Source organism: Streptomyces sp. x-80 (assembly GCF_046549095.1).
Taxonomy (GTDB): domain Bacteria; phylum Actinomycetota; class Actinomycetes; order Streptomycetales; family Streptomycetaceae; genus Streptomyces; species Streptomyces celluloflavus.
In genome coordinates this window covers 96,660-108,878 of record NZ_JAJPWM010000015.1, presented here as the reverse complement: position 1 = coordinate 108,878, position 12,219 = coordinate 96,660, and the positions used below count along the sequence as shown (strand labels likewise).

General features: G+C 73.9%; 6 protein-coding genes. 4 read left to right on the top strand and 2 right to left on the bottom strand.

The genetic code is table 11. The features are described from left to right. Positions 1–3: 3 nt before the first annotated feature. On the bottom strand, positions 4–1,116 hold the full coding sequence (locus ACLJWH_RS27795) for a methyltransferase (RefSeq protein ID WP_411144501.1): 1,113 nt from the start codon (positions 1,114–1,116) through the stop codon (positions 4–6). A gap of 325 nt (positions 1,117–1,441) precedes the next feature. Between ACLJWH_RS27795 and ACLJWH_RS27790 the strand changes: the two genes are divergently transcribed. The 4 genes from ACLJWH_RS27790 to ACLJWH_RS27775 are packed head-to-tail and all read left to right on the top strand — an operon-like array spanning position 1,442 to position 9,218. Continuing rightward, a complete protein-coding gene (locus tag ACLJWH_RS27790; RefSeq protein WP_411144500.1) occupies positions 1,442–2,959 on the top strand; it encodes a flavin monoamine oxidase family protein in 1,518 nt (505 codons plus the stop codon). Next, entirely contained in the window at positions 2,956–6,192 is a 3,237-nt protein-coding gene (locus ACLJWH_RS27785; RefSeq protein ID WP_411144499.1) for a ferritin-like domain-containing protein, read from the top strand. The genes ACLJWH_RS27790 and ACLJWH_RS27785 overlap by 4 nt, the downstream gene beginning before the upstream one ends. A gap of 43 nt (positions 6,193–6,235) precedes the next feature. Next, positions 6,236–7,858, top strand: a complete 1,623-nt coding sequence (locus ACLJWH_RS27780; RefSeq protein WP_411144498.1) for an FAD-dependent monooxygenase — start codon at positions 6,236–6,238, stop codon at positions 7,856–7,858. 46 nt (positions 7,859–7,904) lie between these two features. Next, complete coding sequence (locus ACLJWH_RS27775) at positions 7,905–9,218, top strand: cytochrome P450 (RefSeq protein ID WP_411144497.1); 1,314 nt, start codon at positions 7,905–7,907, stop codon at positions 9,216–9,218. A gap of 26 nt (positions 9,219–9,244) precedes the next feature. On the opposite strand, the gene ACLJWH_RS27770 is transcribed toward ACLJWH_RS27775, so the two are convergent. Continuing rightward, positions 9,245–12,166: a helix-turn-helix transcriptional regulator gene (locus ACLJWH_RS27770; RefSeq protein WP_411144496.1), complete on the bottom strand. Its 2,922-nt coding sequence runs from the start codon at positions 12,164–12,166 to the stop codon at positions 9,245–9,247. Positions 12,167–12,219: the final 53 nt, after the last annotated feature.

The following is a 12,219-nucleotide window of genomic DNA, read 5'->3' as shown; positions in this document are numbered from 1 at the left end:
CCGTCAGCCTCCGTCGGGTGCCGAGTGGCCGATGACGAGGTGCTTCTCGCGGCTGGAGCGGCGCACTTCACAGTCGGTGAACCCCGCGTCGCGCAGCAGGCCCAGGTATTCGCCCGCGGTCCGGTGCCGGCCCCGGGTCTCGACATGCATGGACAGGTTCATCACCGCGGTGGCCAGCGGACGGTGGCCGTCGTCGTCGAAGAGCCGGTCCATGACCAGCACCCGCCCGCCGGGGGCGCAGGCCCGCCGCGCCTTGCGCAGCAGCGTCGCGCAGGTGTCGTCGTCCCAGTCCGACAGGACATAGCCGAAGGCGAGCTGGTCACCCTCGGGCAGTTCGTCGCGGAAGAAGTCGCCGGGGGCGAAGCGGAGCCGCTCGCCGAGGCCGTACGCGTCCCGGGAGCGGGCGAGGTGGGGTGCCACGTGCGGCAGGTCGAAGACGGTGGCGCGGAGCGCCGGCGTACGGAGCAGTGCGGAGACCGAGAAGGGGCCGTTGGCCCCGCCGACGTCCACCAGGTGCCGGGACCCGCCCAGTCCGGCGAGCGCCACCAGTTCGTCGGAGACGTCGAAGCTCAGCTGCCACATGGCGCGCAGGAAGGTCGCCGTCGATGCCTCGTCGGCGTACATCGCGTCGAAGGGGGCGGGCAGGTCCGCGTCCACCCGCGCCTTGCCCCGCGCGACATAGGCGGCCAGCTGGGGCAGCCGCCCGGAGGTGCTGGTGACGAGGTGCTGGAGGAAGGCGCCGGTGTAGCGGGGGCTGCTCGGGTCCAGATAGGGCGCGGATTCCGGGGGCACCTCGTATCCGTCGCGGTCGTCCCCGGTCAGCACGCCGAACGCGTGGAGCGCGATGAGCAGCCGGCGGAGCGTCTCCTCGTCGGTCCCGGTGGCGGCGGCGATGCTCCCGGTACTGCTCGGCCCGTGCGTGAGCAGATGGGCGAACACCCCGTGCCGGTCCGCCAGATGGACGGCGTGCGTGGCGTGGATGCCGAACACCGCCCGCTCCAGCGGTTCGGGCATGGCCCCGTCGCCCCGCGGTGGCCCGGCCGCGTCGCCGCGGTCGGACGGTGCGGTGCGGGGTGCGTCCCCACCGCTCCGGTCGTCGAGTGTGCGCTGCCCCACCGCTGCCCCCTCCCGCCGGCTCACGCCGGACCGCTGGAACCCCGGTGAGCCCGTGGTGACGGCCGCTCACCCCGTGGCCGGACACCCGGTCGGGGTGCGCGTCGCCGGCGGAGAACCGGGGAACCCAGCATCGCCCGGATCCGGGGCCCGGCCGGTGCGGCGGCCGGCAGACCGTCCGTTCGTGCGGGGTGCCGGTCGTACCGCCGCCGTGCCGCTCGTGGCGGACGGCGCGTCAACCACCCGCGTTCCCGCCCGGACCGGGGATGTGGCGGGCGTCCGCCGGACCCAACAATGGCGACGAAATTGAGCGAGGAAGTTGATGCGCATGCCGACCGTGCCTCCGCAGACCACCGAGCAGCCCCTCCCCTCCCCCGGCAGACCGAAGAAAAGGATCACCATCATCGGTGCCGGGATATCCGGTCTGGTGGCGGCGTATGAACTCGAACGGCGCGGCCACCGTGTCGACATACTGGAGGGACGCCTGGACGTCGGCGGCAGAGTGCGCACCCACCGCTTTCTGCCCGGCCGGCCGGGTCCCTCGGTCGAACTCGGGGCCATGCGCGTACCGGCCACCCACCACCGCACCATGCACTACATCCGGGAACTCGGCCTCGCGGACCGGGTCAGGGAGTTCCGGACCCTTTTCCAGGACGACACCGCCTATCTGGAAACGCCTTCCGGGCACCAGCGCATACGGGACGCCTCGCAGATACTCGTGGCGGAACTGCGACGGCGCCTCGGCAGCCACGACTACGACGACGCGACGGTGCTCTTCGGCGCCTGGCTGGCCGTGCGGGTGAACGCCATCGCGCCCCGCAGGTTCCGGGAGAGCATCCACGACGGGCTGGACCGCGAGATCCTCGGGCTGGTCGAGGGAATAGACCTCAGGCCCTATGTGTACGGCCGCGGCGGGGACCGGATAGATCTGCACGCCCTGTTCGCCGACCATCCGCAGATCCAGGCGGGCTGCACGGGGCGGCTGTACCGGTTCGTCGAGGACATCGTCAACGAGACCAGTTCCCGCCTCATACGGCTGCACGGCGGTATGGACCAGATAGCGCACCGGCTGCGGGACCGGGTCCGCGGGCCGATCGGCCGGGGTCAGGAAGTGGTGGGGATAGAGGTGCGCGACCGCGACGTCGTGCTCCGTATGCGGCGCGGCTTCGGCACGGTCACCAGGAACTGCGACTACGTGCTGTGCACCGTCCCCTTCTCGGTACTGCGGACCATGGATCTGGCCGGGTTCGACGACGAGAAGCGGGCGATCGTGCACGACATGAAGTACTGGTCCGCCACCAAGGTCGCCTTTCACTGCCGCGAGGCGTTCTGGGAGGCGGAGGGCATCACCGGCGGCGGTTCCTTCACCGGCGGGCTGATCCGGCAGACCTACTACCCGCCGGCCGCGGACGACCCGGCGCTCGGCGCGGCCCTGCTCGCCAGTTACACGATCGGGGACGACGCCGATGTGCTCGGCCGTCTCCGCCGGCCCGACCGTCTCGCCCTGATACTGGACGAACTGACCGCCATACACCCGCAGTTGAGGATACCCGGCATGATCCTCGGGGTGGCGGACCAGGTGTGGGGGACGGCTCCGTCGAGCAGGGGTGCGGCGGCCGTCCGCTGGGGCAAGGACATCGCGACCTGCGAGGCGGAACGGCGCTCGGCGGCCCGCCCGCAGGGACGGCTGTTCTTCGCCGGCGAGCACTGCTCCACGTATCCGGCCTGGATCGAGGGCGCCATCGAATCGGCGGACAACGCCGTACAGGAGATCGAGTTCCACGAGGCCGGCGGGGGCACGGCCGTCGTCACCGGCGGCTGCGCGGTGTCGGAGGAACCGGCATGAGCGTCTTCGACCTCCCGCGGCTGCACTTCGCCGGCACCGCCACCACACAACTGCCCACCGGTCCGCGCAGCGGACTGGCCGACCTCGCGACGAACACCGCGCTCACCCCCGACGGCCGGCCGTTTCCGGTGGACCGGCCGGCCGGTGAGTACCACGACGTGCTGTACGGCATGGGGCCGGGTTCCGGCGCGGGTCCGCAGTTCGGCGGCAGCGGTCACTTCGCCGTCGAGGCCCGGGTGGTCGGCACGGAACGCGCCGCCGGAGCGGTGCGCACCGACGATCCGGTGGTCGGTCGCAGCGTCGATCTGTGGGGCCACTACAACGAGTACTTCGCCACCACGGCCAACCGGGCCCGGGTCTTCGATGTCGATCCGTCCTCCAACTGGACCACCACCCTCATGATCGGCCAGCTCGGCTTCGGCCGGCAGGGGCGGTCACTGGACGTCGGCTATCTGTGCACCGGTGACGTCGAGGGGTTCCAGCCGCCGCGCTGGCAGGTCTTCGCCCCGCCCGCCGAGACCGAAGAACCGGCGGCCTCCCGGCTGCCGCTGTCGGCGGTGTACCAGTTCGTGGTCGCCGGTGCCGGCGCGCTGCACTGGCCCGCGCAGTCGGCGCAGTCACCCGCCGTGGCGGACCTGCGCGCCGGGGTGGAGTCCGGTGGAAGCGACGGTCTCGTCGTGCAGTTCGCCCTCCGGGGCGGCGCAACGCCGCCCGTTCCCGAGCACCCCACTCCCTGGCGGATCCACGGCACGATCGCGCCATGGCGGGCCGACGAGCTGCGCTCGTACCCCGCGGGACGGCTGCTCACCGCGCACGGGCCGCCGGGCAGTCACCCGTACCCGGTACCGCGCCAGCTCACCGTCGAGGTGGGACCTGCGCAGGTCACCTTCAACCTGATCGCCGGGGCGCCGGCCGCGGCGGCCGCGGCGGCCCGCCAGGCGGCCGGCGGCGTCTGGGAACTGCGGACGGCGCGCAGCGACCGCCTGGTGGCCGAACTGCCCGCCGGCGCCTGGCCCCCGGCCCGGGACCTGACCAGCGGCGTGGTGACCGTGCCCCGCCGGCCGGGGGCGGACGCTGCCGGGCACGAGGCCCTGCGCCTGGTCCTGCGCGGCGGCGCCGGCGACCGGATCCCGGTGCTGGCCGAGCGGGAGGTCAACCTCCAGGCGGACGACGCGTGCATCATCGTGGACCACCCGGACGGCGACCGCGACGACTCCTACGACGTCCGGGTCGCGGTCCGGTCCCTGGTCCGGGGGCGGCCCGGCCCGCTCGGCGCCGTCCACGTCCGGCAGTTCTTCAACCCCCGCGCCCTCCCCCGGGACCCGGCGGCCCGCTCGCCCCGGGCGCGCGCCACCGACATCGGCATCGTGCGGCTGCGCCCCGGCCGTACCGAGGGGGACACCGAGGCCGGCACCGGCTGGGCGGACCGGTGCACCATCAGCACCGACGACGAGGGGCGCGGGTCCTTCGTGCTGCGGGGCGCGCGGCCCGGCTGCGCCAGAATCCTGCTGTCGGCGGCGGACGAGGACCTGCCCGTCGCGCCGTCCCGGCCCGGCTCCGCCGCCGTGGCGTACGACAACGACGACCGGCTCGGCTACTGGGCGGGCGCCGGCCACCTGTCGGTGCGGGTGCTGCCCGACGACTGGCGGCTGGCCGCCGTACCACCGGACGAGGTGACCTTCGGCCTGGTCCACACCGAGGTCTTCGCCTTCTACGAGCTGCTGTTCTCGTTCATGAAGGAGAAGGTCTTCAGCCTGGCGGACCGGTTCCGGGTGGAGACCTACGCCCGGCTGATCTGGCAGATGTCCGACCCGAAGAACAAGGCGAAGACGTACTACATGCCGCCCAGCCGCGACCTGTCGGAACCCAAGGCCCGGCTGCTGCTGGCCTATCTGCGGCTGCGCGACACCCCCGGCACGATCCTCACCACCCGCCCGGCCGCCCCGCGCCCGGCCCCGGGCATCCGCACCCGCGACCACCTGGTGGCGACGGTGCGCCACGCCGTCATGATCGAGCTCGCGGTCACCCTCCAGTACCTCTACGCGGCCTATTCGCTGCCGCTGCACGGCGCCGGGCTGGAGTATGTGCGCCGGCGGAAGTGGACGGCCGCGCAGTTGCGGGCGGTCTGCGGCGACGGCGGGGAGACCCTCGACGACGGGGTCCGCAGCACCCTGCTGCGGGTGGCCCGGGAGGAGATGGTCCATTTCCTCGTCGCCAACAACATCCTCATGGCGCTCGGTGAGCCGTTCCACTTTCCCGCGATCGATTTTGGCACCCTCGACAACGAACTGCTCGTCCCGCTCGACTTCTCGCTGGAAGCCCTGGACGTCGGCAGTATGCAGCGGTTCATCGCCATCGAGCAGCCGCACCGCATCGTCGGTGACGTCGGCTACGGGGGCCTGGGCACTCCGTCCTGCGGCGAGATCCCCGGCCGGGCCGTCTACACCTCACTGAGCGAGCTGTACGCCGACGTACGGGAGGGGCTCCGGCGCGTCCCCGGCCTGTTCCTGGTGGACCGGGGAAGGGGCGGCGGGGAACACCATGTGTTCCTGCGGAAGTCGGTCAACTCCGTGCACCCCGACTACCAGCTGGAGGTCGACGACCTGTCCAGCGCGCTGTTCGCGGTCGACTTCATCACCGAACAGGGTGAGGGCCAGGTCCTCGCCCCGGGGGCGGCACCGCCGGACGAGGAATCGCACTTCGATGCCTTTCTGCGGATCTCCGATCTGCTGATGGCCATGCGTCTGCACCGGCCACCGGGTCACCACCCGGCACCGGACTTCGCCTATCCGGTGCTGCGCAACCCGACCCTGACCGCGGGCGGCACCGCCCGGCAGGTCATCACCGAGCCGACGGCCCGTCAGGTCGCCGGGCTCTGCAACGGCTCCTACTTCATGATGGCCCAGCTCATGGTCCAGCACTTCGGCGAGTGCCCGGACGCGAGCCTGCGGCGATCGGACCTCATGAACTGCTCCATCGAGGTCATGAACGGTGTGCTGCAACCCCTGGCCGAGCTGCTGGCGGTGCTGCCGTCGGGGGTGCCGGGCCGGACGGCCGGAGCGCCGTTCGCGCTCGGCAGGGCACCGGAGCCCCTCGCCCGCCCGGACGTCGCGCGACGCGCCTTCGCACAGCGCTTCGGCGACCTCGCGCAGACCGCGCGGAAGTACCCCGTCATCCCGGACCGGGTGCCGGAGACGCTGGCCTTCCTGGCCGCCCGTTTCCGTGCGTCGTGACCTGTCCGGCCCCCGTTCTCCCCACGGCAGGAAGGCGAGACAGATGGTCTCTGTGCACCAGACCGACGTACTCATCGTCGGCGGCGGCCCGGTCGGTATGGCGTTGGCCCTGGATCTCAGATCGCGAGGGGTGAGCCACACCGTCATCGAAGCGAGCGACGGTTCGGTGTCCCACCCCAAAGTGAGCAACATCGGCCCGCGGTCCATGGAGTTCTTCCGCCGCTGGGGCGTCGCGGACCGGATCCGCGCGGCGGGCTGGCCACGGGACCACACCCTGGACAGCGTCTGGGTCACCCGCGTCGGGGCACATGAGGTGTACCGGCTCTCCGTCGGCACCAGTCGGACCCGGCGGCCCTTCGCCCACACCCCGGAGCCCGACGAGATCTGCCCGCAGCACTGGCTGGCCCCGCTGCTCGCCGACGAGGTGGGCCGCCACCCCGCGGGCCCGCTGCGGCTGAACTGCCGGCTGGACACCTTCCGCCAGGACGACGACGGGGTCACCGCCACCGTCATCGACCGGACGACCGGAGCGGTCGGCGCCGTCGAGGCCCGCTATCTGGTGGCCTGCGACGGCGCTTCCTCACCGATCCGCAAAGCCTGTGGCATCGACGCACCGGCCCGTCACCCCACCCAGGTCTTCCGCAACATCCTCTTCCGCGCCCCGGAACTCGGCGACCGGCTCGGGGCGGGCAAGGCGCTGTTCTACTTCCTCCTGCTGTCGGACTCCCTGCGCTTCCCGATGCGGGCGATGGACGGCCGCGCGCTGTTCCGGCTGTCGGTCCGTGTGGACGGCGGCCCGGAGTCCGCCCAGTCCGCGCCGGCCCTGCTCCGCCGGGCACTGGCGGTCGACACCCCGGTCGAGGTCCTCTCCGACCATCCGTGGCATCTGACGCACCGGGTGGCGGAGGACTTCCGCCGCGGCCGGGTCTTCCTCGCCGGCGACGCCGCCCACACCCTGTCCCCCTCCGGCGGGTTCGGGATGAACACCGGTATCGCCGGCGCCGCCGACCTGGGCTGGAAGCTCGCCGCCGAACTGGCCGGCTGGGCGGGGCCGCTGCTCCTGGACACCTACCGCACCGAGCGGCGGCCCGTCGCGGAAGAGGCCGTGGAGGAGGCGAACCGCAACCTCGTCCGCACGATGAGCCGTACCCTCCCCGACGGCCTGCACGAGGACACCCCGGCGGGCGAGCGGGCGCGGGCCGCGATGGCCGGACAGCTGGCCCGCAGCGGCATCAGCCGCGAGTTCAACGCCCCCATGATTCATATGGGCTACCGCTACACCTCGCCGGTCATCGTCCCCGACCACTGCCCGCCCCTCGCCGACGAGAGCGCGGAGCACCCCAACAGCAAACCGGGATCCCGCGCCCCGCACGCCTGGCTCAAGCCGGGGCTCTCCACCCTCGACCTGTTCGGTGACGGCTTCCGGCTGCTGTGCTTCGCGGGGCCGGACGGGGCGCCCGGACAGCTGCGGCACGACGGGTACGAACGGGCCTTCGCCGACCGGCACATGCCCTTCGGCATCACGGTGTGCCACGACGCCGAGGTCGCCGCCGCCTACCGGCGCCCGTTCGTCCTGGTCCGGCCCGACGGCCATGTGGCCTGGCGGGGGCAGGAGCTGCCCGCCGACCCCGGCCGGCTCGCGGACACCGTGCGCGGCGCCCGCTGAGCCGCACGAGAGCCCCCGCCCACCACTCCTGCGAGGAGAAGGCACCATGCCGACCGACGATCTGCCACCGTTCGGCCTGCGGGGCTGGCCCGCCGCGGCCCTCGCCGATCCCTACCCCGTCTATCTGCGCTACCGGGAGAAGTCCCCCGTGCACTACGTGCCGGGGCCGCCGGACGAACCGGGCACCCACTACGTCTTCGGCTACGACGAGGTCGCCGAGGCACTCTCCAGTCAGCGGTTCGGGCGCAGCGCGGCCGCCGCGGGCGCCGCGGCGCCCCCGCCGGCCGGCCGTCACCAGGCCCTGCACACCATGCTCGCGAACTGGCTGGTGTTCCTGGATCCGCCCCGGCACACCGCCCTGCGGTCCCGGCTCAGCGCGGAGTTCACCCCCAAGGTGGTCCTCGGCCTGCGGGCACGGATCCGGGACATCGCCGGGGAACTCCTCGCGGACCTGCGGCGCAGGGACGTCGCCGACCTGGTGGCGGAGTTCGCCGCGCCCTTTCCCGTCCTGGTCATCTGCGAGCTGCTCGGCATACCCGGGCAGCACCGCGGCTGGCTGCGGGAACGCTCCGTCCGCCTCCAGGAGGCGAGCACCTCGCGGGCCGGTGCCGGTGCGGACGGGTACGCCCGCGCCGGCACCGCCGCCGGGGAACTCCTCGGCTTCTTCCAGGACCAGATACGGCAGCGGCGCGACGGGCCGACGGGGGACCTCATATCGCTGCTGGTCCGGGAGCCCGGCCCGCTCCCGGACCGCGCGTCCGGACCCGGCGGGCCGCTGTCGGACGACGAGATCGCCGCGACCTGCGTCCATCTGCTCACGGCCGGCCACGAGACCACGACGCACACGCTCGCCAAGTCGGTGCTGGCCCTGCTCGACCGGCCCGGCACGCTCGCCGAGCTGTGCGCGTCACCGTCGCTGCTGCCGGGGGCCGTCCACGAACTTGTCCGGTTCGATTCGCCGGTGCAGGCCGTGAGCCGGTGGGCCTACCGGGACGTGTCCCTCGGCGGGCACCGCATCCGCCGCGGGACGAAGGCGATGCTGCTGCTGGGGTCGGCCAACCGGGACCCCCGGCACTTCGCCCGGCCCGATGTCCTCGACATCCACCGGCCCGCCGACCGGCATCTCGGTTTCGGCCTGGGCATCCACTACTGCCTGGGGGCCGCGCTGGCGCGGGCCGAGGTCGAGATCGGTCTCGCGGCGATGCTGGAGTTCCTGCCCGAGGCCCGCCTGGCCGGCCGGCCGGTGCCGTACGCGGACGATCTGGTGTTCCACGGCCCGGCGCAGCTGTGGTTGCGCACCGGCGGGCAGCGTGGCCGCGCGGGGCCGCTCCGTACCGGACCGGTCCGGCCGGCCGGCTGAACCGGCCGGTGGGACGCCGGCCTCGCTCAGGGATCGGCGCCCCCGGCGCGGGGCGCGCCGTCGTGCCCGAGGCTCTGCCGGTAGCGCGCCAGTTCCAGCCGGGAGTGGACACCGAGCTTGCGGAAGATCTGGCGCAGATGGAAGGCGACCGTGTGCTGCGAGAGGAACATGCGGACGGCGACCTGACGGTTGGTCATCCCCTGGAGTACGTGCTCGGCCACGGTGTGTTCGGTGCGCGTCAGGCTCTGCCAGCCGGTCTTCGGCTGGTCGGAGCGGGTCCAGTGGCGACGGCGGACACCGATCGCCCGCAGCCGGCGGCGCACCCGGGCGGTGTCGCCCGCCGCGCCCAGCTGGCCGTACCGGGCGAGGGCGCTCTCCAGGTGCTGCGCGGCAAGCTCCCGGGAGGTGTCGGTCAGCAGGGCGCCCAGGTCCTCGGCCGCCGAGGCGCGTACCCAGGCGTCACGGTGGTGCGCGGCGGCCGACTCCAGGGCGGCGGCGTCCCGTTCGACCAGGCCGCGGGCGTGGTCGGCGGCCGCGCGCACCGCGGTGATACCGGGATTGGCCCGCGCCAGCCGGTCCGCCGCCGCGCTGACGGCGGCCGCCCGGGTCCGCCGGCCGCCGGCCAGCAGGAGGCGGACCAGCCACGGCGCGAACGCGGGCTCCTCGATCAGCAGCGCCCGGCGGCCGCACCCGTTCGCCCAGAGCTCCTCGACGGCGGTCTCCAGCGCCTGGTCAGCGCCGCTCGCCAGGGCGATCTGCGCCTCGATCCAGGCGGCGGCCGCCGCGCACACCCGCCCGCGGTCGTCCGGCAGCGCGTCCCTCAGGCGGCGCGCGTACTCGCCCGCCTCGGCCAGCTCGCCCCGGTACGAGGCCACCGTCGCGAGGACCAGCCAGGCCAGCGGCATGAGTACCCCGGCCCCGGCCTGCTCGGCGACGGCGAGTCCGGCCGCCGCCTCGCGCACCGCCTCGTCGAGCTCGCCCTGGGCGAGCCGCAGTCGCGCGCGCACCAGCCTGGGCACCCCCGCCGAGACGAATTCGACGGTGCGCGGCGCCTTCCGGAGCGCGGCTTCGGCCTCGGCGAACCGGCCGGTGTGGGCGAGCATCATGGCGGACATCAGCCGCGGATGGGTGTGCCACTCGATGGCGGCCCCGCCGTCCGCCAGTTCGGCGGCCTCCTGGCAGAGCGACAGTGCCTCGTTGAGCCGCCCCGCGCGCCACCGCATCACGGCGAGCGTGGTGGTGGCGCCCGCCTGGATGTCGAGTTCCTGGTCGCCGGCCTCCCGCAGCACCCGCTCGGCGTGCTGTACGCCCCGCGCCTCGTCCTGCGCCGACCAGGCGGCGAGCTGGTTGAGTACGGCCCGTTGCCGCAGGTGGGCGGGGGCGCCGGGATGCGCGAGGAGTTCTTCGGCGACGTCCAGGCAGTCGGTGGTCCGGCCGAGCAGCAGCAGTGCCGTCGACAGCCAGTAGCGCAGCCGCGCCGTGGTCTCCGGATCGAGCGGGCGGGTGAGGGCGTCGCGGGCCAGGGTGACGGCGGTCGGGAGCGAGCCGGCGCGTACGGATGCCTCCACGGCGATCACCGTGAGCGGTTCATGTGCCTCGTCGACGACGGGCCGGACCAGTTCGAGACCGCGCAGCGCCAGGTCCACGGCGGTCCGGGGGGTGGTGGTCACGGACTCCTCGGCGGCCCGGCGGAGCAGTCCCGCCATGGCCGGGTCCCCGCGGTGCGCGCCGTGGATGAGGTGGGTGGCCACCGCTGCCGCGGAACTCCCGCGCGCCATGAGGATGCCCAGCGCCTGCCGGTGCATGGCGCCGCGGACCACCGCGGGCAGGTCCGCCACGAGCGCCTGCCGCATCAGGTCGTGGCGGAACGTCACGGTGTCGCCGCCGCGTCGCAGCATGCCCGCCGCGACGGCTTCACGGAACCGCGGGACCAGTGCCCCCACCGGTTCGCCGAGCATCTCCGCGATGTCCTCGGGGAGGCAGGAGGGGCCCAGTACGGTGGCGACCTCCAGGAGCAGGCGGGTCTGCGGGGACACCGTCGCCAGCCGGTCGTCCATCAGCGCGCCGAACCAGCGGGGTACCGGGCGGGGTGCGGCCGGGGTCCGTACCTCCGCAGCGGCGTCGCCGTCCTCGGTGACCAGCCGGGCGGTGCCGCTCTCCACCCGGACGCCGCCGTGTTCCAGGAGCTGCCGGCAGACGGCGACGAGCAGCCGGGGGTTGCCCTGTGCGAGGCCGAGCAGGGTGCGCAGTTCGGCGTCGGGCGGACCGCCCAGGCGGTCGGCGAACAGCTGCGAGGCGGCGTCGTCGGAGAGCGGCCCGAGGGTGATCCGCAGGGTTCCCGGCGGATCCCGCGGCGGCCGGGCCAGGGTGCGCGCGGCCGTCTCCGCCGGCTCCCGCTCGGTGCGCCGGGCCGTCAGCCACACCAGTGGGGAGTTCCGGAGCCGGGCCATGACGGGGCGCAGCGCCGGGGTCAGGGAGGGGGCGGGGCCCTCGTCGCAGGTGATCAGCAGCGGGGACCGCTTGAGGTGGGCGTCCAGCAGCGTCAGCGAGGCGGCTGGGAGATGCCGGTCGTCGGGCGTCTCCCGGGTCACGCCGGGCGCGCTCGGGGTGCGCTCGGCGTCCAGCGGCCCGGCGAGGGCGTGGACCAGCGAGCCCAGCGCCACGGACGGCGAGAACTCGTCGCCCTTGAGCCGGATCACCGTGAAGCCCCGTGCGGACGCCGCGCGTTCGGCCTCGCGCAGCAGTCGGGTCCGCCCGATGCCGGCCGGGCCGTTGAGCCATCCTTCCGTGCCGCGCCGTGAGTTCTGCGCCCGGTCGAGGGCCCGGCAGAGCAGGCGCAGTTCCTCCTCGCGCCCGCGCAGGGGCGGTACGGCCGTGCGGGACCGGTCGGCGCGGGCCCCGGATCCCGGCTCGCGCTCGCCGTCGTACCGGGTGGTCACCTTTCCCATGGCGGGGACCTGCACCTTTCGCGGACGGGAGGCGGCGGGCTCGTCCGCACCGC

Excerpts from the sequence above, each read along its gene's own strand:
- ACLJWH_RS27780 (WP_411144498.1), top strand. The coding sequence starts at position 6,236 with ATGGTCTCTGTGCACCAGACCGACGTACTCATCGTCGGCGGCGGCCCG.
- ACLJWH_RS27770 (WP_411144496.1), bottom strand. The coding sequence starts at position 12,166 with ATGGGAAAGGTGACCACCCGGTACGACGGCGAGCGCGAGCCGGGATCC.
- ACLJWH_RS27785 (WP_411144499.1), top strand. The coding sequence starts at position 2,956 with ATGAGCGTCTTCGACCTCCCGCGGCTGCACTTCGCCGGCACCGCCACC.
- ACLJWH_RS27790 (WP_411144500.1), top strand. The coding sequence starts at position 1,442 with ATGCCGACCGTGCCTCCGCAGACCACCGAGCAGCCCCTCCCCTCCCCC.
- ACLJWH_RS27775 (WP_411144497.1), top strand. The coding sequence starts at position 7,905 with ATGCCGACCGACGATCTGCCACCGTTCGGCCTGCGGGGCTGGCCCGCC.